This window comes from Saccharopolyspora sp. NPDC045839, from assembly GCF_056431645.1.
Genome location: NZ_JBWKKH010000049.1, coordinates 1 through 25,792, shown reverse-complemented (window position 1 = coordinate 25,792; position 25,792 = coordinate 1). Strand labels below are relative to the sequence as shown.

Here is a 25,792-nt window from a genome sequence, read left to right as displayed (position 1 = left end):
CGGTTCTCCTACAGCGAGGGGAGCGCGTTTACCGAATCCGGACGAGCTCGCGCGATCTTTCGCGGCGAAACCCCTGCTGTTCCAACAAAACTGGCACGATCGGGGAGCGTCACCCGTTCGCGGGGTGGAGTCAACGGCCTGATCGCTGCGCTAGACGGGACGAACGGGCCGTTCACCTCACCCGCTCGACCCGGGCCAGGCACAGGTGGCCGCACCTCGACAGCGGAGGTCGCACCAGGAGAAGGAATTCCGGTGGGGTCAGCGGCCGGCCGTCAGCGCGTGGCGCAGGCGCTTGGCCAGCAGCCGCAACCCGCCGTCCCGGTCACCCACATAGGTGCGCGGCAGGGCATGCCGGCCGGAGACCGGGGAACGCCAGATGGCGCAGGCGTAGTCGTAGCCGGCCGCCTCGACCGTGTTCCGCACCCGCAGATCGACGTCGCCGTACGGGTAGCAGAACCCGCCGACGTCCTGGCCGGTGAGGTCGCGCAGCCGCTCCCGGCTCTCGGCGATCTCGACGAGCAGCTCGTCATCGTCCAATTCGGACATCTGCTGGTGCAGCATCCCGTGCGACCCGACCTCCAGGCCGGCCGCCGCGATCCCGCGAACCTCCGCCGCGGTCACCAGCCGCTTGCGCGGTCCGTCGGCGTCCCAGGCGTTGTGCCCGCCGAGCCGCCCGGCGATCACGAAGACGGTCGCGGTGCAGCCGTACTTCTCCAGCGACGGCCGTACATTGTGGACGAAGTCGGCGTACCCGTCGTCGAAGGTCAGCCCGACCAGCCTGCTGGCGTCCCCCTCCTGGCGCGCCTGCATCAGCTCGCGCATCGACACGCCGCGCAGCCCGTTGCGGCGCAGCCAGCGCAACTGCCGGTCGAAGCGCTGCGGATCGACCGTCACCAGGTACGGATCGCGGGAGTAGGTGGCCACCGAGTGGTACATCAGGACGTACGGGAACGGGCGTTCGGTCTCGCTACGGACCCACTTGGTAACGGTCTGCGTCATGGCGTCGCCGCTTTCCTCGGCAGCAGTTCCTGCCAACGTAAGGACGCCGTACCCCATCCGGATCCGTCCGCTGCGGTAAGCCCGCTACCTCACTCGTACGATCCTCACCCGAAGGGCCCACGATTTCGCGAGAAATTCACCGCACCCGGGTGAACACCGAATTCTCGCGCCACCCGAACCTGGCGACGGCGTAGCGTCACTGCCACCCCACCACCCGGGTGAACGTGGCGTTTTCGCGCGAAACCGGCAACCCCACGCGTGCCAGACGACGGTTTCGCGCGAAAACGGCGTTTCACAGCGAGCCGTACTCGCCGACGCGGCGGCCCGCCACCCAGGTCTGCAGGGTCCCGGTCTGCCAGCGGGCCCGGCCGGGCGGCGGCTCCAGCGGGTCCTGGTCGAGGATGACGAAGTCCGCCCACTTGCCCGGCTCCAGGCTGCCGAGCACCCGTTCCTGGTGCGCGGCGAACGCGGCGTCGAGGGTGAACGAGCGCAGCGCCTCGTGCGGGCTCATCGCCTGGTCCGGGTACCACCCGCCGACCGGCTGCCCGTCCCGGTCCGTGCGGGTCACCGCGGCGTGCAGGCCGTCGAAGGGATTCTCCGACGACACCGGGAAGTCCGAGCCGGAGGCGATGGTGATGCCCTGGCCGAGCATGGTCCGCCACGCGTACGCGCCCGCGATGCGCCGGTGCCCGACCCGCTTCTCGGCCATGTTCATGTCGTCGGTGGCGTGCACCGGTTGCATCGACGCGATGATGCCGTGCGCGCGCAGCCGCGGGATGTCCTCCACCGCGAGGACCTGCGCGTGCTCGATGCGGTGCCGCATGCCGCTTGCGGACTCCGCCGCGGCGGCCTCGTAGGCGTCGAGCACCATCCGGTTCCCGGCGTCGCCGATGGCGTGCGTGGCGACCTGGAAGCCCTCCCGCATGACCTGCGAGACCCGGTTCCGCAGCTCGGCGGCGTCCAGCTGCGGCAGCCCCGAGTTGCCCGGATCGTCCTCGTAGGGCTGCAGCATCGCGGCGCCGTGGCTGCCGAGGGCGCCGTCGATGTAGAGCTTCACGGTGCGCACCCGGAGCATGTCGCCCGCCACCGAGTCGGTGCGAGCCTTCGCGCCGAGCTCGCGGAACGCGTCGTAGGTCAGGAACGAGTTGGTGCGGATGGTCAGCTCGCCGGAGCCCGCGAGCTGGTGCAGCACCGCGAGTTCGGCGGCGCTGGCGCCCGCGTCGCTGACCGAGGTGAGCCCGACCTCGTTGAGCTTGCGCTGCGCGGCGAGGAAGTTCTGCTTGAGGTCGTCGACCGTCGGCTTCGGCAGGTGCTGCTCGACGAGGTTCTGCGCCGCGTCGACGAACGCACCGGTCGGCACACCGTCCGCGCCGCGCACGATCTCGCCGCCAGAGGGCGTCGGGGTGTCGCGGGTGACGCCGACCTGCCGCAGCGCGGCCGAGTTCGCCACCCCGGCGTGCCCGTCGACCCGGACCAGCCACACCGGCCGGTCGGGCACCACCGCGTCCAGGTCGGCGGCCGAGGGCAGCCGCCCGAGCCCCCAGATCACGTCGTTCCAGCCGCGCCCGAGGATCCACTGGCGCTCCGGGTGCTGCGCGGCGAAGGTCTTGAGCGCCTGCATCGCCTCCTGCAGGGACTTCGTCCCGGCGAGGTTGAGCTGCGAGACGTTGGCGCCGAGCTGCCCGAAGTGCCCGTGCGCGTCGTGCAGGCCGGGGATCAGCACCCGGCCCCGCCCGTCGATGCGCTCCGCGCCGCCGGCGCTGCCGACGTCGAGCCCGCCGACGCGGCCGTCCGCCTCGACCAGCAGGCTGCCGAACTCGCGCGGCCCGTCGGCGGTGAGCGTGAAGCCCCGCACGTTGTCGATCAGCTTCCGCCCGCCCGACTGCCCGGCTCCGGTGCCACCGCTCGCGCAACCGGCGGAGAAGGCCGCGCCCGCGGTGGCCAGCCCGACCAGCTTCAGGAACTGCGCCCGGGACATCCGAGGCTGCGGGAAAGGACGACAGCACTCCTGACACATCGCCGACCTCCGGTGGTCGCGCTCGGTTGATCATCTGCCAGCCGAACGTAGTTCGAAGTCCTTGATCGGTCAATCAACTGCCAGTGGGTAATGCGACCCCGATCCGCACACCTCCTTGCTCCGAGCCACAGCCCTGGTGCGCCTCGGAGATCGCCGCCCTTGCGACCAATGCCGACCGGGACTGGAGCATTCGGCGCAACTTCCGCCGAGGTGTAAACCCTTCCCCGCACCGGCGGGTAACTGGCGTGAACCTTTTCTCCAAGGAGGCATTGGGTGAAGCAACTGGCAATCGCCGGGGCGGTGGGCGCAACCGCGCTGCTGCTCGGGCAGTCCGCGTCGGCCGCGGGGACCTGGGCGGAGGAGCCGATTCCGCCGCAGCAGTACCAGTCGTCCCTGCACACCGCCGCCGGCGGTGATGGCGCCACGTGGTCCTTCGGCATCGACTTCGACGGGCAGGAGTTCCGCACGCAGGCCTTCCGCCGCGGTCAGCAGGGGTGGGAGCAGGTGCCGGCACCCAACATCGGCCGGGTGAACACCGCCGCCGTGGTGAATCGTGACGACGTGTGGTCGGTCGGCGACGGCAGGTCGATGCACTGGGACGGCAAGCAGTGGCAGGAGGTGCCGCTCACATCCCCACCGGGGACCTACACCCAGTACCACGGGACGAAGGTGTTCGGCGCCGCTGACGTGTGGACCGCCGGATCGGCGACCGAGGCGAACCAGGCCTGGCGGCGGGGCTCGATCCAGCACTGGGATGGCAAGGCGTGGAACGAGGTTCCACTGCAGCTCGATCTCGGGGACTGGTGGAAGGTGTCCACGATCGACGGCAGTTCACCGAACGACCTGTGGGCGGTGGGCAGCAAGCACACCACGGTCGACGGCAAGGGCAAGGTAGTCGGGCTGATCCTGCACTGGGACGGCAAGCAGTGGCAGGAACAGCCGCTGGCCGACGTGCCGGACTGGAGCGTGAGCCTGGAGGATGCGCTCGTGCTGGCGCCCGACGACGTGTGGGCGGTCGGCTTCCGGGACCAGGGCACCGTCGCTCGGCGTCCGGTCGCGCTGCATTGGGACGGCAAGCAGTGGTCGCCCGGGCAAGTGCCGGATGAGCTGGGTGAGATCGACGATGTCGTCGCCGGCGAAGGCGTGCTCTGGGCCGTCGGGTACGACTCGAACAGCCCGTACGTACTGCGGTACGACGGCCAGAACTGGCAGAACGTGCCGGATCCGGTCCCGCCGCAGGGCAGGTGGGTGGTCACCTTCGACGGGGTCGTTCTGGACGACGGAAAGCTGCTCGCCGTCGGCGCGGCGAACTCCGGTCAGGACGACGCGAAGCCTTACGCCGCGGTCTACGCCGGCTGAGGCCCGTGTGCGAAGCGCCATCCGAGTTCCGGGTGGCGCTTTCGCGCACATGGCGGAAACCCGGGTGCGCGCCGGATGACCGCCGCGATAGGGTGACGGCACTCTGATCAGGTTCCCCAGGAGTGCGCCGCAGAACGGGAACCCGCTTGCGCGAAACGAGGGGGCGGCACAGGTGTTCACCCTGCCCTTTTCTGGAGGCGCAAGTCATGAAGATCGGCCTAGGCCTGCCCATCGCCGACCCCACCGCCCTGCTGACGTGGGCGCGACGGGCTGATGACGGCCCGTTCAGCACGCTCGGCCTGCTGGACCGCCTGGTGTACGACAACCCCGAACCCTTGGTGACCCTCGCGACGCTCGCCGGCGCGACGCGGCGCATCCGGGTCCAGACCGAGGTCCTGCTCGCCCCGCTGCGCCACACCCCGCTGCTGGCCAAGCAGAGCGCGACGCTGGCTCAGCTGAGCGGAAACCGCTTCACGCTCGGCATCGGCGTCGGCGGCCGCGAGGACGACCACGTGGCCGCCGGCACGGACATCAAGCGCCGCGGCCGGATCCTCGACGAGCAGCTGCAGCTCATGCACCGGCTCTGGGCCGGCGAGCCCTACGGCGACCAGGCGGGTCCGATCGGCCCGGCGGTCCGCCCGGAGGTCGTGTTCGGCGGCTTCGTCCCGGCGGCCATCGACCGGGTCGGCCGCTGGGGTGACGGTTTCCTGGCGGCGGGCCCGCTGGAGTACATGGAAACGACCTTCGGCCTGGCCGAGAAGTCCTGGCAGGCCTACGACCGGCCCGGCAGGCCCCGCCTGATCGGCCAGCTGAACGCGGCGATCGGCCCGGACGAAGTGGCCGACGAAGCCCGGGCGGAAATGACGGAGTACTACGGGAATCCGGGCTTCGCCAACGCCATGGTCACCACCACCGCCGACCTCAAATCCCAGCTGAAGCACCTCGAAGACCTGGGAGCCGACGAGGCGATCCTCTACTGCTGGTCCCCCGACCCGGACCAAGTCCACCGCCTGGCCGACGTCGTGGCCTAGCCGAGGTCCCGTGCGTACTTTTTGTCGCTATAGCAGCAAAAAGTACGCACGGGCACCATCACTCCTAGCCGTGCTCCTGACTCGCCCGGAGCTCGCGAAGAGCGCGTCCTCCTTGCGTGACAAGCCTTTCCAGACCTGGCTCGGTGAAGACGATGTCCATCCCGTCCATCTGACCGCCGATGCGGAACTCCACCTCGTCGCCGAGAACCGCGTAGTCCATCGAGCAGTCCTCGATCCTGACCCAAGCTGCAACCTCAAACCGACCCATGCCCGACCTTCCTCGTTTCCTGAACCAACACGCGACTACGGTAGGTACCCGCTTGGAAACCATACGTATATGTAGGACGGTACAAAAGTAGGTCCCTACAGGATGCTTCGATTGGATGATCCACGGAGCACGATGAAGGAGTTGGAGCATGGGCACCGGCCCCAGCAACCCCACCGCGCTGAAGCGTTGGCTCTTCTTCACACTGCGACGGCTCCGCGAGGAGAACGGGCTGTCCCGTGACGACGCGGCCCGTTCGATCAGAGCAAGCGTGAAGGTGATCGAGCACTACGAGGTAGGCCGACGCCTTCCCAGCCCATTGGCACTGGAGAAACTCCTCGACCTGTACGGAGTTCCGGAACGCACCGACTTCTACCTGGACCTTCTGACTCGCGCCAAGAAGGGCCGCGACTGGTGGGCTCGGTTCGATTTCGACACCGACACCGCAGCGCTACCGACGTGGTTCAAGCTCTTCCTCGGCCTGGAAGCAGAGGCAGCTCAGATCGAAGGTTGGGACGCCCACGTCGTACCGGGCCTGTTCCAGACCGCAGAGTACGCCGAAGCCATCATTCGAGCGGGCTCTGACGACCTACCTGATACAGCAGTCGCACGACAAGTCGAGCTTCGGTCAGGGCGTCGCCACCAAGTGCTGGAGCGCACCGGAAAGCCCGTCAAGATCTGGCGCGTCATCCACGAGAACGCACTGCGCCTGCCCATCGGAGGCGAACAGGTTCTGCAGGAACAGCTGGAGTTCTTGCTCGATCTTCTGGAACGCCCCAATGTCACATTGCAGGTCCTGCCCGCCGTCGCTGGCGCGCATTCCGGCATTGCAGGAACGTTCAGCTTCTTGTCGTTCGCCCCAGAGTTGGAAGATCCTGGACTCGTGCACCTCGACACCCATGTCCGAAGCATCTACTACGAGCGTCCCGAAGACCTGGTGACGTATCGGAGTGCGCTGCGTCAGCTGACCGCACAGGCATTGCCGCCAGAAGAAACGCCCAGCATCGTCAAGAAGATCTTGAAGGAGTTCTGAGTGAGCCGTCAGACCACTCCAAAAGCACATGCATTCGCGAACCGCTGGAAGAAGTCCACTCGCTCGAAAGGTGAAAACGCCTGCGTCGAAGTGGCTTCAACGCCGAGCAGCACCGGAGTCCGCGATTCCAAGCAGCTTGGCCGTGGGCCGATCCTCGCGTTCGACCAGGAGTTATGGCGAAGCTTCATCGGCGGGCTCAAGGCCGGGCGCTTCGACCGGTCGTAGCGTCCCCGGCTCGTGAGTGGTTTGGGTTGCTATAGCGACCCAAACCACTCACGAGGCACTCAGATCGTCCAGGTGTCGTTGCCCGTCAGGAGCTTTTGGAGGTCCGACGGCTTCGCCTGCTGGGCTTCCGCGACCTGGGCTCGGGCCAGGTCGTCGTAGGTCGGGCGCTGGACCGCCCGGAAGACGCCCGTCACCGCCGGGTTCAGGTCCTGGCCGCCGAGGCGGGACAGGGCGAAGGCGTAGGACGGGTCCTCCCGGTTCGCGTCGTGGACCACCACCTCGGCTTCGTCCACTTCGGACAGCTTCGAGACGCGGAAGCCGTCGCGGTCCTGGACCACCCCGAAGCGCTCGTCCTCCGGGCCGAACACGATCGGCTCGCCGTGCTTGAGCGGGACGATCCGGCGCTGCTTCTCGTCGTTGTCCTTCAGCACGTCGAACGCGCCGTCGTTGAAGATCGGGCAGTTCTGGTAGATCTCCACCAGCGCGCTGCCGCGGTGCTCCGCCGCCGCCTTCAGCGTCTCCGTCACGCTCGCGCGATCCGAGTCGATCACCCGCGCCACGAACGACGCCTCCGCCCCCAGGGCCAGCGACACCGGGTTGAACGGGTGGTCCAGCGAACCGGCCGGGGTCGACTTCGTGACCTTGCCGACCTCGCTGGTCGGCGAGTACTGGCCCTTGGTCAGCCCGTAGATCCGGTTGTTGAACAGCAGGATCTTGAGGTTCACGTTGCGGCGCAGGGCGTGGATCAGGTGGTTGCCGCCGATGGACAGCGCGTCGCCGTCACCGGTCACCACCCACACCGACAGGTCCGGCCGGCTGGTGGCAAGGCCGGTGGCGATCGCCGGGGCGCGGCCGTGGATGGAGTGCATCCCGTAGGTGTTCATGTAGTACGGGAACCGGGACGAGCACCCGATGCCCGAGATGAACACGATGTTCTCCCGCTTGAGCCCCAGCGACGGCAGGAAGCCCTGCACCGCATTGAGCACGACGTAGTCGCCGCACCCCGGACACCAGCGGACCTCCTGGTCGGACTTGAAGTCCTTGGCCTTCTGCGGTTCGTCAGCGGTCGGCACGCCGGCCAACCCGCCGAGGACCGGGATTCCCAGATCGGTCGTGGTCACGCGGGCACCCCCTGCACAACATCGGTGAGCACGTTCTGCAACTCCTCGGCCCGGAACGGGAGGCCGGCGACCTTCGTGTAGGACTGCACGTCGATCAGGTAGCGGGCGCGCAGCAGCATCGCCAGCTGGCCGAGGTTCATCTCCGGGACGATCACCTTGTCGTAGCCGCGCAGCACCTCGCCGAGGTTGCCCGGCATCGGGTTGAGGTGGCGCAGGTGGGCCTGCGCGATCGACATGCCCTGGGCGCGCACCCGGCGGCAGGCGGCGCCGATCGGCCCGAACGACGAGCCCCAGCCGAGCACCAGCACGCGGGCGTCGCCGTCGGGGTCGTCGACGGTGAGGTCCGGGACCCGCACGCCGTCGATCTTGGCCTGGCGCAGCCGGACCATCTTGTCGTGGTTGTCCGGGTCGTAGGAGATGTTGCCCTTGCCGTCGGCCTTCTCCAGGCCGCCGACGCGGTGCTCCAGCCCCGGCGTGCCCGGCACCGCCCAGTCGCGGGCCAGGGTTTCCGGATCGCGCACGTACGGCCAGAACTCGCCGGATCCGTCCGGCGCGTTGGGTTCGGTGGCGAACTCGACATCCAGGTCGGGCAGCTGGTCGACCTGCGGGATCAGCCACGGCTCGGAGCCGTTGGCGATCGCGCCGTCGGACAGCAGCAGCACCGGGGTCCGGTAGGCCAGCGCGATCCGCGCGGCTTCCAACGCGGCGTCGAAGCAGTCCGCGGGCGAGCGCGGGGCGATCACCGGCACCGGCGATTCGCCGTTGCGGCCGTAGAGCGCCTGCAGCAGGTCCGCCTGCTCGGTCTTGGTCGGCAGCCCGGTGGACGGCCCGCCGCGCTGGACGTCGCACACCAGCAGCGGCAGTTCCAGCGTCACGGCCAGGCCGATCGTCTCGGACTTCAGCGCCAGCCCCGGCCCGGACGTGGTGGTCACGCCCAGCGCGCCGCCGAAGGAGGCACCCAGCGCGGCGCCGACACCGGCGATCTCGTCCTCCGCCTGGAAGGTCGTGACGCCGAAGTTCTTGTGCTTGGCCAGTTCGTGCAGCACGTCGGAGGCCGGCGTGATCGGGTAGGTGCCGAGGAACACCGGCAGGCCGCTGCGCTGCCCGGCGGCGACGATGCCGTAGGCGAGCGCGGTGTTGCCGGTGATCTGCCGGTAGGTCCCCGCCGGCAGCTTCGCGGGCGCGACCTCGTAGGTGACCGCGAACGACTCGGTGGTCTCGCCGTAGTTCCAGCCCGCCCGGAAGGCCAGGATGTTGGCCTCGGCGATCTGCGGCTTCTTCGCGAACTTCTCCCGCAGGAACCGCTCGGTGCCCTCGGTGGGCCGGTGGTACATCCACGACAGCAGGCCGAGGGCGAACATGTTCTTGCAGCGCTCGGCGTCCTTCTTGCCCAGCCCGGTGCCCTCGAGCGCGCCCTGCGTCAGGGTGGCCATCGCGACCTGGTGCACCGCGTAGCGCTCCAGCTCGCCGGTCTCCAGCGGGTTGGCGTCGTAGCCGACCTTCGTGAGGTTGCGCTTGCTGAACTCGTCGGTGTTGACGATGAGGATGCCGCCGTGCGGCAGGTCGGCGATGTTGGCCTTCAGCGCCGCCGGGTTCATCGCCACCAGCACGTCCGGGCGGTCGCCCGGGGTGAGGATGTCGTAGTCGGCGAAGTGCAGCTGGAAGCTGGAGACGCCGGGCAGGGTGCCGGCGGGGGCCCGGATCTCGGCCGGGAAGTTCGGCAGCGTCGCCAGGTCGTTCCCGAAGGCCGCCGCCTCCGAGGTGAACCGGTCGCCGGTCAGCTGCATCCCGTCGCCGGAGTCACCCGCGAACCGGATCACGACCCGGTTCAGCTTCCGGGTTCCGTTGGACCGGTGCCCGTTCGTCGTACTCAATTGACCCGTTCCCCTTCACCTGCAGGCAACGCTCATCCTGTGGCGAACGATACAGCCCCGGGTTTTATTCCGATCACAACCGGGCCCCACGCCGTCACGGTCCGCACGCGCCCGCACGCAATCCCCCCGACCACCGCGATCTTCACCGGAACGATCGAGTTCCAGATTCGACCGCAGGTGGCGGCCCCTGTATCGAAGTACCCGGTGTCCGGCCGGGACAACCGGCCGCGGAACCGAAATCGGGCCGTGTGACCTCAGACATACCCCACCCATCGAGCATCGTGTGATCCGCGCCACTTCGCCGCGTTTCCCATGATGCGGGAGCACGTTCGCCGGAACGGCCGATACCTTCGGCACCTCGCCGTCGGTTTACATCACTGCGACGCTCCATCCGCGCTGGAGGAAAACAATGCCGTTGCATCCGGACGCCGAACCGTTCGTCGCGCTCATGCAGGACTACTTCCCCGATCTCGGCGGCGCGGTCGCCGACGCCACCGAGGCCCGCGCGATGATGAACGCGGGCGCCGCGGAGCGGCCGCGCCAGCCGGTCGCACGGGTCGAGGACCGGCTCCTCCCCGGACCGCCCGGCGTCGAGATCCCGGTGCGCATCTACTGGCCGCGCGTCGACGGCGAGCCGCTGCCGGTGATCGTGTACTGCCACGGCGGCGGCTGGGTGCTCGGCGATCTGGAGAGCCACGACGGCGTCTGCCGCGCGATGGCCAACGGCGTCGGCGCGATCGTCATCGCCGTGCACTACCGGCTCGCACCGGAACACCGCTACCCGGCGGCCGCCGACGACGCCTTCGCCGCAACGCGGTGGGCCGCCGAACACGCCGCGGAGCTCGGTGGCGACCCGGCGCGCCTCGCCGTCGCCGGGGACAGCGCCGGCGGCAACCTGGCCGCGGTGACGGCGTTGCGGGCCCGCGAGACCGGCGGCCCGGACATCGCCTTCCAGATGCTGGTCTACCCGGTCACCGACCACGACTTCACCACCGAATCCTATGTGGACAGCGGACCGGACTGCCTGCTGACCGCGCGGCACATGATGTGGTTCTGGGACCAGTACGTGCCCGGCACCGCCGATCGCGACCACCCGCACGTCTCGCCGCTGCGCACCGCCGACCTCGCCGGGCTGCCACCCGCGCACGTCCTCACCGCAGGCCGCGACCCGCTGCGCACCGAAGGCCAGCGCTACGCCGAGCGGCTGAAGGCGGCAGGCGTGCCCACCAGCGTCCAGCACTGCCCGGGGCTGTTCCACGGCTTCGCCGGCGGCGCCGAACTGCTGCCGATCGCAGGCGCCGCGATGGCCGAGGTGCACCGCGTGCTGCGGGAAGCTCTTGTACCGGAGGAGAAATGACCGCACCGTCGCCTCGCCCGCACTCCCATCCGTTCATGCCCTACCGCCCGGAGCGACTACCGATCGCGGACGGCCTGCGCCGCGGGCAGGAGCTCTTCGAGGACCTGGACGCCCGGCGCAGCGTGCGGTTCTTCAGCCCCGATCCGGTGCCGCGCGAGGCGATCGAGCTGGCCGTGCGCATCGCCAACACCGCGCCCAGCGGCGCGCACCAGCAGCCGTGGACGTTCGTCGTGGTGCAGGACCCCGGCCTCAAGCACCAGATCCGGTTGGCCGCCGAGGCCGAGGAGAAGTCGTTCTACGAACGCGGGGACATCCCGCAGTGGCACGGCGCGCTGTCGCGGCTGGAGACCGATGCGAACAAGGACTACCTCGACGTGGTGCCGTGGATCGTCGTCGCGTTCGCCCAGAAGTACGGCGTGACCGGCGCCGAGCGGCAGAAGCACTACTACGTCAACGAGAGCGTCGGGATCGCCTGCGGGCTGTTCATCACCGCGCTGCACACCATGGGCCTGGCGACCCTGACGCACACGCCGAACCCGATGGGGTTCCTGACCAAGATCCTCGACTGGCCCACCAACGAGCGCCCGTACATCGTGTTCCCGATCGGCTACCCGGCCGAGGACTGCGAGGTGCCCGACCTGACCCGCAAGCCCCTCGACGAGGCCCTGATCTGGCGCTGACGCCCGGAAGCCGAAGAGCGACCATCGCCGCTCACGGGACGAGACGGTCGTGAGTGATCATGGTCGCTGGAGCCGCCATGATCACTCACGACATTCGACGTGCGCGGGCCGGGCCGCGGTGTTGGGCTGGAACCGACACCGGAAGCTGAAAAGGGGTGGGTGCGGTGCCCGAAGAGGTCGACGTCGTCGTCATCGGCATGGGCCCGGGCGGCGAGGACGCGGCGGCCCGGCTGGCGAGCGCGGGCCTGGATGTGATCGCGGTCGAATCGCGGCTGGTCGGCGGCGAATGCCCGTACTTCGCCTGCGTCCCGACCAAGATGATGGTGCGGGCCGCCGACGCCCTCGGCGAGGCGCGGCGCGTGCCCGAGCTGGCCGGGCAGGCCACCGTGCGGCCGGACTGGACGCCGGTCGCGAACCGCATCCGCGACGAGGCGACCACCGACTGGAACGACGAGATCGCGGTGCGGCGCTTCGAGGACACCGGCGGCAGGCTGGTGCGCGGCGTCGGGCGGATCAGCGCGCCCGGCGAGGTCACCGTCGGCGACCAGGTGTTCCGGGCCCGCCGCGGCATCGTGCTCAACCCCGGCACCGACCCGCTGGTCCCGCCCATCGACGGCCTCGCCGAGAGCCCGTACTGGACCAATCGCGACGCGGTGCCCGCGACCCGGGTGCCGGAGTCGCTGCTGGTGCTCGGCGGCGGTCCGGTCGGCGTGGAGTTCGCGCAGGTCTTCGCCCGCTTCGGCGCCTCGGTGACGGTGCTGGAGTCGCGGCCGCGGCTGCTGGCGATGGCCGAACCGGAGGCCTCCGAGGTGCTGACCGCGGCGTTCCGCGCCTGCGGCATCGAGGTCCGCACCGGCTGCGCCGTGGACCGCGTCAAGCACGATGACCAGTTCCAGGTGCACCTGGAGTCCGGCGAGGTGTTCACCGGCGAACGCCTGCTGGTCGCCACCGGGCGGCGCACCGACCTGCGCGCGCTGGGCGTCGCGGCCGTCGGGCTGGACGAGCAGGCGCGGACCGTCCCGGTCGACGAGCGGATGCGGGCCGCCGACGGCGTCTGGGCCATCGGCGACATCACCGGCCACGGGGCCTTCACGCACACCTCGGTCTACCAGGCACGGATCGCGGCCGCCGACATCCTCGGCCAGGGCACCGAGGTCGCCGACTACCGCGCGATGCCCTCGGTCATCTTCACCGACCCCGAGGTCGCCACCGTCGGGCTGACCGAATCCCGGGCCCGGGATGCCGGGATCCGGCTGCGCACCGCGATCACCCAGATCCCCGCGTCGACCCGCGGCTGGATCCACAAGGTCGGCAACGAGGGCATCATCAAGCTCGTCGCGGACGCCGACCGGGACGTCCTGGTCGGCGCCACCGTGGTCGCGCCGGCGGGCGGCGAGATCATCGGGGCGCTCGCGGTGGCGGTGCACGCGGAGGTGCCGGTGCAACGGCTGCGGGAGATGATCTTCGCGTACCCGACGTTCCACCGGGCGATCGAAGCGGCCCTGGTCGAGCTGGACGCCTGACGCGCCGGTCAGCGGCCCCCGCCGTGCGACTCGCGGCGGCGCCGCTTGCTGGTGTACATGTCCCGGTCGGCGTCGTGCAGCAGCATGTCCGGCGCGATCGCGGGGTCGGCGGTCGCGGTGTAGCCGACGCTGGCGCGCAGCCGGATCCGGACCCCGTGCACCGACACATCGGTGTTCAGGTGCCGCTCGACGCGATCCCGCAGCGCCCGCGCGGCGTCCTCGTCCGGCAGCAGGCTGACCACGACGAATTCGTCGCCGCCCATGCGGGCGACGGTGTCGCCGGCGCGCACCGCCAGCTGCAGCTCCCGCGCGGCGGCGATCAGCAGCTGATCCCCCAGCGCGTGCCCGAAGCGGTCGTTGACCGGCTTGAGCTGGTCCAGGTCCGCCAGCACCACCGCCAGCACGCCGCTGCTGCCGCGCGCCAGCTGCTGCAGGCCGTGGTCGAGCCGGTCGGACAGCAGCGCGCGGTTCGCGAGCCCGGTCAGCGGGTCGTGCAGCGCCAGGTGCGCGAGGCGGGCGTCCACCAGGCGCTGCTCGCCGATGTCCTCGTACTGGCTGACCACGTAAGCCGGGGTTCCGTCGGCACCCGGCACCGTGGTCGCCCGGATCAGGATCCAGATCGGGTGGCCCTGCTTGTGCCGGTAGCGCTTCTCCACGCTGGCGCTGTCCACGTGGCCCTCGACCAGGTCGGACAGCGCCGCCATGCCCTGCTCTTCGTCTTCCTCGTAGGTGATGTCGGTGAACGACATCGAGAGCATCTCTTCGCGCGTGTAGCCGAGCATGGTGCAGAGCGTGTCGTTGACCGCGGTCCACGCGCCCTTGAGGTCCAGCAGCGCCATGCCGATCGGGGCGTTGGCGAAGCTGCGCTGCCACAGCAGCTCCGCCTCCCGGCGCCGCGTGATGTCCTGGATCTGGGACAGGAAGTATATCGCCCGCCCGTGGCTGTCCCGGATGAACGACCGCGCCACCAGGGCCCAGATGACGCTGCCGTCGGAGCGGATGTAGCGCTTCTCCAGCACGTCCGGGGACTCCATCGGCCCCTCCGGGTCGACGTCGTCGGGGTGCGTCACCGTCCGGTAGTCCAGGCCCTCGAGCTCCTCCCGCCGGTAACCGAGCATCCGGCACATGGCCTCGTTGACGTACAGGTACCGGCCCTGCAAGTCGAGGATCGCCATCGCGGACGCCGCCTGGTCGAAGACGCGCTGCCAGGGCACGCCAGCGGCGAAATTCGGCTCCGAGGGGGACATGAGAACCGAACCATAGCGGGCGCGACCGCAGCACGCATCGGTGTGGTGGCCCACCGTGCGCGTCAGGCGTCTCCGCAGTTCATCGCCAGCAACCGGTCCAGCACGGTCGGTGATGCCTTGACCCCGTCGTGCTCGTACTCGTTGGTCACCCACACCCGCGCGCCGCGCACCTGCTGCGCCGACTCCAGCGCCTGGTCGCGGTCGACGAACATGTCGTCGTGGTAGACCGCCGCGGCGACCGGCACGTCATTGCGGGCCAGCCGGTCGAGGTCGTAGAGGTGCGGCCAGTCGGACTTGGCGGCCAGCAGCTCGGCGGCCTCCCGCAGGGGCACCAGCGCCGGGTCCTGCTCGAACATCCAGGGGTAGATCATCTCGCCGGTGAAGTTGACGCGGCCGCCCCGGGACCAGTCGAACTCGTCGAACTCCGCGCGCACCCGCTGCGCCGACCACTTCGAGGCGGTGCCCTGGCAGTAGATGGATTCGTGCAGCGCCGCGTACAGCGGGCGCTCGGCGAAGGAGAGCGCCGCGTCGACGCCGCGCAGGAAGGTGTCCGACAGGACGTCGCCGGTGAACGCCTCCTCCAGGTGGTAGTGCAGCGCGTCGAACCGGGACGCCTGGCCGAACTGGATGCCCAGCGCCTGGAACCGCTCCGGGGTCAGCCGCTCCCCCGTCGGCATGATCACCTCGTGCTCGGCGAGGTGGTCGACGACGCGGCGCGAGATGGCGGCGTCCTCCGGGTAGCGGGCGAAGTAGGCGTCGTTCTTGCGCAACGTGCGCGGATACGCGGCTCGGTAGACGTCGTCCGCGTGCCCGGTCAGCGTCGGGATGCCGCCGGTGATCATCACCTGGCGCAGCCCCTCCGGCGCCAGCGAGAGGTACGTCAGCGCGCAGAAGCCGCCGAAGCTCTGCCCCAGCACGGACCACGGCTCGTCGCCGATCAGCTGCTTGCGCAACACCTCGGCGTCCCGGACGATCGAGTCGGCGCGCAGCAGGCTCAGGTGCTCTGCCTGCTCGGCCGCCGACAGGCCCGCCAGCGTCTGGCGGTTGGCGGGCGTGCTGCGCCCGGTGCCGCGCTGGTCCAGCAGCAGCACGCGGTAGTCCTGAAGGGCGCGGCCCAGCCACGCGCTGGTGCTCAGCGGCCGTTCCGCCTTGCCGCCCGGTCCGCCCTGGAAGTAGACCAGCCACGGCAGCGCCTGGTCCTGCTTGCCTGGCGCCACCACCTCCCTGCCGAAGACCTCGATCTCCCCGGCGCCCGGGTCGTCGTGGCGCAACGGCACCCGGAAGGCGTGATCCCGGGCCACCAGGCCCGGACGGCGGTACGTGACATCGGACATCGCGATTCCTCCACAGTGGACCGATAGCTCTGGAAATCACTCTTGCAGCGGTGCTCGTCCACGCAGCGGCTGGTGGCATCGAGCAAGCGGCGAAGCCGCTTCCGGTGGTAAGCGGTCGCCGCGGCGCTAGACGCGCGCCACCTGCGTGAGCTGCCGCAAGCGGCGAAGCCGCTTAGCCCACCCTCGCAACTCGCACCGCCGCGGGTTCTCAGATGCCTTCTCGCGAGGACAGCCCCGACGCCGCGTATTGGTCATACGTAAATCGGGGATCCCGGAGTCGAGAAGGCATCTGAGGTTCCGCTACCCGCACCGCTACTCAAGACGAGTCGGACACCCGTTTAGTAGCCGGGGGCGCCGATCTCGCGGCAGATCCGGACCAGTTCCGGGTGCACGTAACGACCGTCGAGCTCGATGGCCTCGCCGTCGAGGTAGATCGACGGGCCGAGCACGCTGCCGTCGGTGTGCGCCGCCGCCACCCACGGCTCGCCGCCGATCCACGCACCCTTGGTGCCGATGCCGATCTCCACGCAACCGAACACCCGCTCGTCCTCCACGATGCGGCCGGTGGGCACCAGCACGCCCGGGTTGAAGCCCAGCGACCAGTGCGCCAGCCGGAACATGTTCGGGTCGTCGAAGGACTCCATCCAGTTCCGGAACACCTCGGCGTCGCGGTCGCCGGTGATCTCGGTGACCACGCCGTTCTCCACCTTGCAGCGCACCGGGGAGCGCAGCAGCCCGATCTCGGCCGGCGGCCACAGCGCGCCGTCGAACACGAGGGTGCCGTTCTGGGTCTCCTCGATCGGGTTCCAGGAGATCTGGCCGGAGAGCATCACGGTCTCGCCCGGCTTCTCGGCGGGCTTGCCGCGCAGGTTGATCGGGCGGCCCTGGTTGCGGCCGACCAGATCGGTGCCGTTGGCGGCGGTGATGCGCACCTCGTCGGCCTGCTCCAGCAGCGCGACCAGCGCGCGGCCCAGCCGCATGACGCCCTCGAAGTCGGGCTTGCCGACGGTGTCGACCAGCATCGGGATGTCCATGCCGGTCAGGTTGGTGTAGCGGGCGCCGTTCGCGATGGCCGCGCGGAAGGCGTCGCTGTGCATGATGTAGGCGACGCTGAACTCGATCCACACGTCGGCCTTGGCGATCGCGCCGGCCACCGGGGCCGGCGGTTCCATCGCCGAACTCGGCCGCGTCTCGTACCAGATCACGGTGGGCGTGGCCCCGGCCGCGGCGACCGCCTGCGCGGTGAGCTCCACGACGCGCCGGTCGGTCGAGGTGTCACCGGTGAGCACCACCTCTTCCCCCGGCTTGACCAGCATGACCTGCTCGACGAGCTTGCGGGCGCCGATCGCGGCCTCCCACGACAGGTACTCCGGCCGGGACTCGACTCGGCTCACAACCTCCACGACAACTCCTCAAATTTGTTCGACGAACTCATCTTGCGCAGCGGCGCCGGTAGCGGAACCTCGGACGCCGCCTGGACTCCGGGAGCCCGGACTTGTGTACGACCAGGTTGCGGTTCACGGCCAAGAGCGGCTACGCCGCTCACCCGGAAGAACGCCGGATCGGCCCGACTCCTATCTGCATGACAACTCACTTGGACTCGAAGATCCGGCTGGTCGAATAGAGCGCGTCGCCCGCGATGAGGCCCGCGCCGACGAGGTTGAGGTCCTCGTCCGCCTTGTCGCCGCGCCGCCAGCGGTAGATGATCCGCACCACGAGGGCGCCGAAGACCAGCCAGCAGGCTTGCGGGGTGGCGATCAGCAGGCCGGTGGCCAGCAGCACGCCCATCTGCCGGTTCGCACCGCCGAGCAGCTGGATCAGCGCGCCGGGAATCGCCCACAGCAGCAGCGTCATCAGCACGTTCGGGTCGGACAACCCGGCGTGGATGGTGGCGGCGTAGACCTTGGCGACCGGCGGCAGCAGCCCGTCGCCGAAGAACGCCTGCCAGGACACGGCGACCGCGATGGTCGCCACCGCGAAGCCCACCAGCGAGGAGAGGTACTGCTGGAACCGGCCGGCGCGCTCGAAGGCGTCGTAGGGCCGGTGTTCCTTGCGCAGCAGCCAACCCGCCTTGAAGTCGTAGCCCATGTCGGCGAACGCGGGCCCGGTCGCGGACGTGTAGCCGACGAACAGCGCCAGGGCCACCGGCGGCACCCCGAGGATCAGGCCGAGCACCAGGAAGATGAGCGTCACGGCGAACGCCGGGAACCAGCCGGAGTGCATCGCGGCGAGGCCCACGATGATCTCGTGGATGATCGCGGCCAGCGCGGCGGCCAGGACCCAGAGGATCAGCGCCGGCACCGACAGCTCCGAGATCAGCCCGCCGGCCAGGGCGACGACGGCGGCACCGACCACGAACAGCACGTAGCCCTGCAGGACTCCCTTGCGCAGCGCCTTCTCGTCGACCTGCGGCACCTCGCTCGGATCGACGGAGGCGGTGCGCTCGGCCTTCCCGTCCTTCTTCCGGAACATCAGGTAGGCGGCCTGCCCGAGGGCGACCAGGCCGGCGCCGATCATCACGCCGTGCGGGATGTAGAGGCTGCCGATGTTGATGTGGAACCAGGTGGGGCTGTACTGGCTGAACAGCAGCCCGATGCCGAACATGGCGAGCGCCCAGATGTTGCCGATGAAAGCCACGCCCGCCGCCGAGACCGGCAGCTTGAAGAACGCGCCGATGAACCCGAGGACGGCGCCACCGGCCAGCACGGCGGCCCGCCGGCCGCCCTTGTCCCCGGCGATGATGGTGTCGGCGGCGGCGATGCCGGGCGGCCAGGCGGCCTGCGCGGGCAGCAGCCGCGAGTTGAAAAGCCGGTACAGCACGAAGGAATCCGCGAACAACCCGATCGCGACGCCGGCGAAGACCGGCCACACGAGGTCGGCGCGGCCGAACGCGAAGGGCACCGCGATGGGCGCCAGCAGCGAGTTCGCGGCGGCGAAGGTGGAGCCGGAAACGGCGCTCTGCACCAGGTTCTGGCGGTGCACGGAGCGCATCTTGCGCAGCGCGGCGACGTTGATCCGGCCGATGATCATCGCGATCAGCGCGCCGATGACGGAGGTGTTGGCCGAGATGCCGAGCGTGGTGATCAGGTGCAGGCCGATTATCGCCCCGACCACGGAGAGCACGATGGTGATCACCAGCACGGTGGGCTCGAAGGCCCGCGGATGCGCGCGTTCGGCGCCGGCCACGGGGTCGCTGATGGTCATGAGCAGCCTTTCCGGAAAGCGGTCGGTCAGCTGGGCGACCCGGCATCGCCGGGCGCGAGTCGGCTGGACAGGTCGGCGCCCGCGGCGCGCAGCGGGGCGGTCAGCTCGTCGATCCGGCCGGTCACGCGTTCGGCCGGTCCGATCAGCGTCAGGGAGGCGACGGTCGCGCCGGAGAGCAGCAGCGGCACCGCGACGGCGCCGACGTTGGCGTCGAACTCGCCGTCGGACACCGACATCCCGGTGTCGGCGACCTCCTGCCACCGCTGCACCAGCTCGGCGTAGGTGGTGGGGGTGTTCGGGGTGAACCGGGTGAGCGGCTCGGGCCCGAAGAGCTCGCGGACCTCCTCCAGCGGCTGCCCGGCGAACAACGCGTGCCCCGAACACCCAGCGTGACCGGGCATCACGTGCCCGACGATCGCCGAGTAGCTCAACGGCCCGCGCGCGTCCACCGCGGCCACCGTGCGGTAGGAGCCGCCGTGCGCGACGTTGAGCACGGCGCTCTCCCCCGTCTCCCGGGCCAGCTTCGCGAGCACCGGCCTGGCGATCAGGCTCAGCGCACCGCTGCGCTCGGCGACCCGGGCGAGCTGCGAAATCGCCGGCCCGAGGCGGTACCGCCGGGTTTCGGGGTCGGCGAGGACGAAGCCGCGACCGGCGAGCGTGGCCAGCAACCGCTGGACGACGGACTTGTCGAGCCCGAGCTCGCGCCCGAGCTCGCTGACTCCCCACTCCGGCCGCTGGTCGGAGAAGGAGAGCAGCACCTGCATGGCCCGGTCCGCGGTCTGCAGGAGTCCTGAGCTCGCCAAACCGGCCTCCAAACTTAGAATGTTGCGATATGCACAACGCTGTCGCTATTTGTGCACCGCGTTGGGGGATACGGTGCGCCCGGCCAGCGGGTTTGTCAATACGCTGCGCCCGAAGTCGGATCACCACGGTGCGTTACTCTCGCGAGCACCGATCCAGCGGAGCGTGAGGTGAGGGCATGGCGGAGACTTCGGTGGGCCGCGCCGTCGAACTGATCCGGCAGATGATGCGCAGCCAGGAGCTGCTGCCGGGGCAGCCGCTGCGCCAGGAAGCGCTCGCCGAACGCTTGGGCGTCAGCCGCGTGCCGGTCCGCGAGGCGCTGAAGGCGCTCGAAGCGGAGGGCGTGGTGCGCCACCAGCCGAACGTCGGCTACACGGTGGCCCGGCTTTCGGCGGAGGAGCTGCGCCAGGCGTACCTGATGCGCGCCGCGCTGGAGGCGGTCGTGCTGCGCGAGCTGCCCCTCCTGAGCACGGCGCAGATCATCGAGCTGACCGAGATCAACGAGGGCATCGCGGAGGCGGCCGAAGCGGTCGACGTCCTGCGGATCATCGAGCTCAACCACGACTTCCACTTCGTCATCTTCCGCAGTTCGGGCCTGAACCTGATCGTCGACGAGATCGAACGCATCTGGAAGATGACGGAGGCGTACCGCGCGGTGTACATCTACGACGAGTCGGCGCGCCGCCGGATCGTCCGCGAGCACCGGCAGCTGATCAACGCGCTGCGCCGCGGGCAGACCGAGCGAGCGATCCAGATCATGGACTCGCACCGCGACGCCACCCCGGCCCAGCTCGCCCCCGCTCTCGGCGTCAGCCTGCCACTGCCGGGATGATCTAGAGATCGTCCCCAAGGCTCCGGGCAAGCTCACCGGCCCCTGACGGGTTGGCGATTTCACGCGAAATCGCCAACCTTCCCCCACGCGAGGCGTTGATTTCGCGCGAAATCGACGCCTCGCACTCACGTCGCACGCCCGCCCGCACCCTCACGCCGAAACGACCCCTGGTCCACCGTGGACGAGTCTGAACCGTCCACTTAAGACCGGTGGGGACGGCGGCCGGGGCGGGTCAGCGTCGGCTCGGCGGCCGCAGGTCGTCGGGGGCTTCGTGCGGCAGGCCGATGCGCATCAGCCGGATCGAACCGTCCGCGAGGCCGATGACGAGCCGGCGACCATCCGGCGGCCACGCCATGCCGCCGCAGTCGCCACCCGGGAAGTAGCGCAGCGGGCGTGCTGGTCGCGCGCCGCCCGGAAAGGCCGCGGCTCGGCGACTACGCCGCCGCCACGACCGCGACGCACACCCTGCCCATCACCTGACCACTCCGATGCCTGCGCGTATCGCGGGAGGGCGCAACCGGTTCCTCACCGGGCCAGGCGATCGCACAAATTGAATACAATTTTGTATGGACTCCGTGCGCGTCGGGTGCTTAACTCGGGCCCGACGCAGGCGACCGGAAGGGACGGACATGGCGGATCTCGAGTACCAGGTCAGCGACGGGATCGGGACGATCCTGCTCAACCGCCCGAAGCGCAAGAACGCCTTCACCATGGAAATGATCGACGAGTGGGCCGCGGCCATCCGCTCCGCTCGTTTCGACCCCGAGGTGCGGGTCCTGGTGCTCACCGGCGCCGGCGACGCGTTCTGCTCGGGCGTCGACCTGGACGCCTTCACCTCGGGCGAGAAGTCCGTGCTGGACCACAAGACCGTCCTCACCGACCGGATCCACCAGGTCGCCCTCGCCCTGGAGGACCTGGACAAGCCGGTCATCGCGGCGGTCAACGGCGTCGCGGTCGGCGCAGGCATGGACATGGCCCTGATGTGCGACATCCGGTTCGTCGGCGAGTCGGCCAGGCTCTCCGAGGGTTACGTCCGCGTCGGCCTGGTCCCCGGCGACGGCGGCTGCTACTACCTGCCGCGACTGGTGGGCACCGCGAAGGCGCTGGAGCTGCTGTGGACCGGCGACTTCGTGGACGCCAAGACCGCGGTGGACATCGGCATCGCCAGCCGGTGCGTGCCCGACGCCGAACTGATGGACGAGACCTACGCGTTCGCCCGGCGCCTGGCCGACGGCCCGCCGGTGGCCATCCGGGCCATCAAGCGGACCGTGTACCAGTCGGCGCGCACCGACCTGCGCACCTCGCTGGACCTGATCTCCTCGCACATGGCCGTCGTGCAGTCCACTGAGGACTCCGCCGAGGCGATGCAGGCCTTCAAGGAGAAGCGCAAGCCCGAATTCCGGGGCCGGTGACCACTGTGGATGGACTGCTGCGGCCGCGGTCGGTGGCGATCGTCGGCGCCTCGGAGCGCTCCGCGATGGCCGGGCGGCTCACGCGCTACCTGCGGGACTTCGACGGCGCCGTCTACCCGATCAACCCGAACCACCGCGAGATCCACGGACTGCCCTGCTACCCGTCGCTGCTGGAACTGCCCGGCCCGGTCGACCTGGTGCTGGTGCTGGTCCCGGCGTCGCGCGTGCTGCCGGTGGTCGAGGAAGCGGGCCGCGCGGGCGCGTCCTGCGTGGTGGTGCTGTCGTCCGGGTTCGCCGAGATCGGCGCGGACGGCCGGGAACTCCAGGACCGGTTGGTGGCGGCTGCGAAGCGGCACGGGCTGCGGGTGATCGGCCCCAACTGCCAGGGCCTGATCTACCGGCCCACCGGGCTGACCGCCACGTTCACCGCCGCCGCCGACGGGGAGCAGCCGGGCGAGTCCGGCATCGCCTACGTGGGCCAGAGCGGCGCGCTCGGCGGCAGCTTCCTCGGGCTGGCGCGGGATCGCGGGATCGGGCTCACCGCCTGGATCAGCGTCGGCAACCAGGCCGACCTGACCGCGACCGACGCCGCCGAACTGCTGGTGGCCGACCCGAACGTCCGGGTGCTGGCCTGCTACCTGGAGGAACTGCCCGACGGGGCGCGGTGGGCCCGGCTCTCGACGCGCGCCGCCGAGCTCGGCAAGCACATCGTCGTGCTGCGCTCGGGCCGCTCCTCGGCAGGTGAGCGCGCCATCGCCTCGCACACCGGCGCGCTGGTCCGCTCCGGTTCCGCTTTCGACCTGCTCACCCGGGAATCCGGCGCGATCCAGGTCGACGACCTCGACGAGCTGCTGGACGTGTCGGTCGCGTTGACCGGCGCCCCGAGCCTGCGGGCGGGCCGCATCGGCGTCATCACCAGTTCCGGCGGGGCGGGTGGGCTGGCCGCCGACCAGGCCGAGGGCAACGGCCTGGCGCTGCCCGAACTCGACGCCGCGACGCAGGCGGCCCTGGCGCCGCTCGTCCCGTCGTTCGGCAGCGTCGTCAACCCGGTGGACGTCACCGCGCAGGTCATCAACGACCACGCGCAGCTGGGCGCGGTGTGCGAGGCCGTCGCGGAGTCCGCCGAGGTGGACGCCGTGCTGGTGGCGCTGACGACCATCGGCGGCGAGCCCGCGGTGGCGGTGGCCGAGTCGATCCTGCGAGCCGCGAAGCGCTCCGCCAAGCCCTTCGTCGTGGCCTGGATCTACTCCCACGACCAGATCGCCGAGGCGGCCTCGTTGTTGCGCCGCAACGGTGTTTCCGTGCTGGGCACGACGACCGCCGCGCTGCGCCTCATCGCGCACCTGGTGCCCCACGACGAGCGCCGCGCCGCCGTCGCCGCGACGCGCGGCCTGGCAGGCTTCCTGGACCGGCCGGCGCTCACCGAGGCCGATGGCGCGGATCTGCTCGACGCGATGCGGATCGCCCGGCCGCAGGGCCGGCTGGCGGCCGGTCCTGCCGAGGCCGCCGCGGTCGCCGGGGAACTCGGCGACCGGGTCGTGCTGAAGGTCCAATCCCCCGATCTGGCGCACAAAAGCGATGTCGGCGGCGTCGTGGTCGGCGTTCCGGCGGAGCAGGTTCGCGGCGCCGCCGAGAACATGCTCGAAACCGTCGCTGTGAACGCGCCCCAGGCCCGCATCGACGGCGTGCTGGTGCAGGAACTCCTGCCCGGTGGCGTCGAGCTGCTGGTCGGCGTGCAGGGCGGCGAGGACGGCTACCCGCCGGTGCTGACCGTCGGCATGGGCGGCACGACGACCGAGCTGTACCGGGACGTCGTCTCCGCCCTCGGCCCGGTGGACGCCGAACAGGCCACCGCGTTGTTGCGGCGGCTGCGCGGCTGGCCACTGCTGGACGGCTTCCGCGGCCGTCCGCGCTGCGATGTGGCGGCGGCCGCCGCCGCGATCGCGTCGATTTCCCAGGCGGCCGTGGAACTCGGCGACCGGCTGGGCGAGATGGAGATCAACCCGCTCGTGGTCCACGGGTCCGGCGCAGTCGCCGCCGACCTCGTCGTGACCGGAAGAACCGGAGGTAGCACATGAGCGGGTCGACGAAGCCCCGCCGGTTCACCCACGCCCGCGCGGTGCTCAGCGGGTCGATCGGCAACACCGTCGAGTGGTACGACTGGTTCGTCTACGCGAACTTCGCGCTGTACTTCGCCGGGCAGTTCTTCCCGAAGGGCAATCCGACCGCGCAGCTGATGAACACCGCCGCGGTGTTCGCGGTGGGCTTCCTGGCCCGCCCGCTGGGCGGCTGGGTGCTGGGCCGGATCGCCGACCGGCGAGGCCGCAAGTTCGGCCTGACCCTGTCGGTGACGATGATGTCGTTAAGCGCGCTGCTGATCGCCATCGCCCCGCCCCACCAGCACGCCGGCTACTTCGGCGCGGTGCTGCTGCTGATCGCGCGGATCATGCAGGGCATCAGCGTCGGCGGCGAGTACGCGGCCAGCGCCGCCTACCTCACCGAGGTGTCGCAGCGGGGCCGGCGCGGCCTGGGTTCGAGCTTCCAGTACGTGTCGGTGACGATCGGGCAGCTGCTCGGGCTCGTCGTGCTGATGGTGCTGCAGGCCGTCATGACCGAGGAGCAGCTCACCGCGTGGGGCTGGCGCATCCCGTTCGTCATCGGGGCGGTCGCCGCGCTCGTGGTGTTCTACCTGCGGCGCCGGATGCACGAGACGTCGGCTTACGTCGAAGAGGAGTCGCACGACGCGCAGATGCGCCGGGGCACGCTGCGCGAGGTGTGGAAGCACCGCCGCGCCGCGGTGCTGGTGTTCGCGCTGACCCTCGGCGGCAGCGTGGCGTTCTACACCTACACCACGTACCTGACGAAGTACCTGAGCAACTCCGTGGGGCTGAGCAAACCCGACGCGGCCCGGGTCATGTTCATCGCGCTGTGCGTGTTCGCGGTCCTGCTGCCACTGGGCGGGGCGATCTCGGACAAGATCGGCCGCCGGCCGGTGCTGATCTTCTTCGGCGTCGGCACCACGCTGGGCACCTACCCCATCATGACGTCGATGCAGCGCTGGCCGAGCTTCGGCGTCGCGCTGGCGCTGACCATGCTGGCGTTGACGATCGTGGCCGGGTACTCGTCGGTGAACGCCTGCGTGAAGGCCGAGCTGTTCCCGACCGGCATCCGCACGGTCGGCGTCGCGATCCCCTACGCGCTGGCACAAGCGATCTTCGGCGGCACCGCGGAGTACGTGGCGCTGGCGTTCCGCGACGCGGGCGTCGAGAACTACTTCTTCTTCTACGTCTCGGCCTGCGGCCTGGTGTCGCTGCTGACCTACCTGCTGATGCCGGAGACCAGGACCGCGGCGCTGAGCCGCGCCGAGCAGGAGCTGCAGAGCAGCGGAAAGACATCCCAGGAGCTTGAATGTCAAGCCGCAGCCGAGTTGACGTGATGGGCCCAGGCGGTGGTCTCGTCGTAGAGGGTGCCGGTTTTG

22 protein-coding genes are annotated in these 25,792 nt (G+C 70.1%); 11 read left to right on the top strand and 11 right to left on the bottom strand.

Annotated features, from left to right (window positions below; translation table 11 throughout):
* Positions 1–258 precede the first annotated feature (258 nt).
* Together AC07EQ_RS39860 and AC07EQ_RS39855 are read right to left on the bottom strand one after the other, a co-directional pair.
* Positions 259–999 (bottom strand): polysaccharide deacetylase family protein, encoded by a 741-nt coding sequence (locus AC07EQ_RS39860; RefSeq protein WP_478392992.1) that lies wholly within the window; start codon positions 997–999, stop codon positions 259–261.
* A gap of 292 nt (positions 1,000–1,291) precedes the next feature.
* On the bottom strand, positions 1,292–2,977 hold the full coding sequence (locus AC07EQ_RS39855) for an amidohydrolase (protein ID WP_478392991.1): 1,686 nt from the start codon (positions 2,975–2,977) through the stop codon (positions 1,292–1,294).
* A gap of 312 nt (positions 2,978–3,289) precedes the next feature.
* Between AC07EQ_RS39855 and AC07EQ_RS39850 the strand changes: the two genes are divergently transcribed.
* The gene (locus AC07EQ_RS39850; protein ID WP_478392990.1) at positions 3,290–4,375 is read left to right on the top strand and encodes a hypothetical protein; all 1,086 of its coding nucleotides are present in this window, start codon (positions 3,290–3,292) and stop codon (positions 4,373–4,375) included.
* Positions 4,376–4,581: 206 nt separating this feature from the next.
* On the top strand, positions 4,582–5,406 hold the full coding sequence (locus AC07EQ_RS39845) for an LLM class flavin-dependent oxidoreductase (protein ID WP_478392989.1): 825 nt from the start codon (positions 4,582–4,584) through the stop codon (positions 5,404–5,406).
* Between the two features lie 64 nt (positions 5,407–5,470).
* Here AC07EQ_RS39845 and AC07EQ_RS39840 read toward each other — a convergent pair whose 3' ends face one another.
* The gene (locus tag AC07EQ_RS39840) at positions 5,471–5,626 is read right to left on the bottom strand and encodes a hypothetical protein (protein ID WP_478392988.1); all 156 of its coding nucleotides are present in this window, start codon (positions 5,624–5,626) and stop codon (positions 5,471–5,473) included.
* 196 nt (positions 5,627–5,822) lie between these two features.
* On the opposite strand from AC07EQ_RS39840, the gene AC07EQ_RS39835 reads away from it, so the two are divergent.
* Both AC07EQ_RS39835 and AC07EQ_RS39830 read left to right on the top strand, forming a co-directional pair.
* Positions 5,823–6,704, top strand: a complete 882-nt coding sequence (locus tag AC07EQ_RS39835; RefSeq protein WP_478392987.1) for a helix-turn-helix domain-containing protein — start codon at positions 5,823–5,825, stop codon at positions 6,702–6,704.
* Entirely contained in the window at positions 6,705–6,929 is a 225-nt protein-coding gene (locus tag AC07EQ_RS39830) for a DUF397 domain-containing protein (protein ID WP_478392986.1), read from the top strand.
* 59 nt (positions 6,930–6,988) lie between these two features.
* Here the strand turns inward: AC07EQ_RS39830 and AC07EQ_RS39825 are convergent, their stop codons facing one another.
* A complete protein-coding gene (locus AC07EQ_RS39825) occupies positions 6,989–8,050 on the bottom strand; it encodes a 2-oxoacid:ferredoxin oxidoreductase subunit beta (protein ID WP_478392985.1) in 1,062 nt (353 codons plus the stop codon).
* Entirely contained in the window at positions 8,047–9,924 is a 1,878-nt protein-coding gene (locus tag AC07EQ_RS39820; RefSeq protein WP_478392984.1) for a 2-oxoacid:acceptor oxidoreductase subunit alpha, read from the bottom strand. The genes AC07EQ_RS39825 and AC07EQ_RS39820 overlap by 4 nt, the downstream gene beginning before the upstream one ends.
* A gap of 409 nt (positions 9,925–10,333) precedes the next feature.
* Here AC07EQ_RS39820 and AC07EQ_RS39815 point away from each other — a divergent pair, with 409 nt between their 5' ends.
* From AC07EQ_RS39815 to AC07EQ_RS39805, 3 genes are all read left to right on the top strand, one after another.
* Positions 10,334–11,281 carry an alpha/beta hydrolase gene (locus AC07EQ_RS39815; protein ID WP_478392983.1) on the top strand — a complete coding sequence of 316 codons (948 nt, stop codon included), beginning with the start codon at positions 10,334–10,336 and terminating at the stop codon, positions 11,279–11,281.
* On the top strand, positions 11,278–11,961 hold the full coding sequence (locus tag AC07EQ_RS39810) for a nitroreductase family protein (RefSeq protein WP_478392982.1): 684 nt from the start codon (positions 11,278–11,280) through the stop codon (positions 11,959–11,961). Before AC07EQ_RS39815 ends, AC07EQ_RS39810 begins: the two co-directional genes overlap by 4 nt.
* Before the next feature lie 155 nt (positions 11,962–12,116).
* Positions 12,117–13,484, top strand: coding sequence for a dihydrolipoyl dehydrogenase family protein (locus AC07EQ_RS39805; protein WP_478392981.1), 1,368 nt, complete (start codon positions 12,117–12,119; stop codon positions 13,482–13,484).
* Positions 13,485–13,492: 8 nt separating this feature from the next.
* Here AC07EQ_RS39805 and AC07EQ_RS39800 read toward each other — a convergent pair whose 3' ends face one another.
* The 5 genes from AC07EQ_RS39800 to AC07EQ_RS39780 form a co-directional block, all read right to left on the bottom strand.
* Positions 13,493–14,731: a PAS domain S-box protein gene (locus AC07EQ_RS39800; protein WP_478392980.1), complete on the bottom strand. Its 1,239-nt coding sequence runs from the start codon at positions 14,729–14,731 to the stop codon at positions 13,493–13,495.
* A gap of 62 nt (positions 14,732–14,793) precedes the next feature.
* Positions 14,794–16,065: an alpha/beta fold hydrolase gene (locus tag AC07EQ_RS39795; protein WP_478392979.1), complete on the bottom strand. Its 1,272-nt coding sequence runs from the start codon at positions 16,063–16,065 to the stop codon at positions 14,794–14,796.
* Positions 16,066–16,403: 338 nt separating this feature from the next.
* Positions 16,404–17,468, bottom strand: coding sequence for a 2,5-dihydroxypyridine 5,6-dioxygenase NicX family protein (locus AC07EQ_RS39790; protein WP_397528635.1), 1,065 nt, complete (start codon positions 17,466–17,468; stop codon positions 16,404–16,406).
* 187 nt (positions 17,469–17,655) lie between these two features.
* Complete coding sequence (locus AC07EQ_RS39785; protein ID WP_478392978.1) at positions 17,656–19,269, bottom strand: OPT/YSL family transporter; 1,614 nt, start codon at positions 19,267–19,269, stop codon at positions 17,656–17,658.
* A 26-nt stretch (positions 19,270–19,295) separates the two neighbouring features.
* A complete protein-coding gene (locus AC07EQ_RS39780) occupies positions 19,296–20,072 on the bottom strand; it encodes an IclR family transcriptional regulator (protein ID WP_478392977.1) in 777 nt (258 codons plus the stop codon).
* Positions 20,073–20,248: 176 nt separating this feature from the next.
* On the opposite strand from AC07EQ_RS39780, the gene AC07EQ_RS39775 reads away from it, so the two are divergent.
* Positions 20,249–20,902: a GntR family transcriptional regulator gene (locus AC07EQ_RS39775; protein ID WP_478392976.1), complete on the top strand. Its 654-nt coding sequence runs from the start codon at positions 20,249–20,251 to the stop codon at positions 20,900–20,902.
* Between the two features lie 232 nt (positions 20,903–21,134).
* On the opposite strand, the gene AC07EQ_RS39770 is transcribed toward AC07EQ_RS39775, so the two are convergent.
* Positions 21,135–21,257 (bottom strand): hypothetical protein, encoded by a 123-nt coding sequence (locus AC07EQ_RS39770; protein ID WP_478392975.1) that lies wholly within the window; start codon positions 21,255–21,257, stop codon positions 21,135–21,137.
* Positions 21,258–21,531: 274 nt separating this feature from the next.
* Between AC07EQ_RS39770 and AC07EQ_RS39765 the strand changes: the two genes are divergently transcribed.
* Genes AC07EQ_RS39765 through AC07EQ_RS39755 form a run of 3 tightly spaced genes read left to right on the top strand, consistent with a single transcriptional unit; the run spans position 21,532 to position 25,750 of the window.
* A complete protein-coding gene (locus AC07EQ_RS39765; protein ID WP_132486835.1) occupies positions 21,532–22,314 on the top strand; it encodes an enoyl-CoA hydratase/isomerase family protein in 783 nt (260 codons plus the stop codon).
* The gene (locus tag AC07EQ_RS39760; protein WP_478392974.1) at positions 22,311–24,392 is read left to right on the top strand and encodes an acetate--CoA ligase family protein; all 2,082 of its coding nucleotides are present in this window, start codon (positions 22,311–22,313) and stop codon (positions 24,390–24,392) included. Before AC07EQ_RS39765 ends, AC07EQ_RS39760 begins: the two co-directional genes overlap by 4 nt.
* Positions 24,389–25,750: an MFS transporter gene (locus AC07EQ_RS39755; RefSeq protein WP_478392973.1), complete on the top strand. Its 1,362-nt coding sequence runs from the start codon at positions 24,389–24,391 to the stop codon at positions 25,748–25,750. The genes AC07EQ_RS39760 and AC07EQ_RS39755 overlap by 4 nt, the downstream gene beginning before the upstream one ends.
* Positions 25,751–25,792 lie beyond the last annotated feature (42 nt).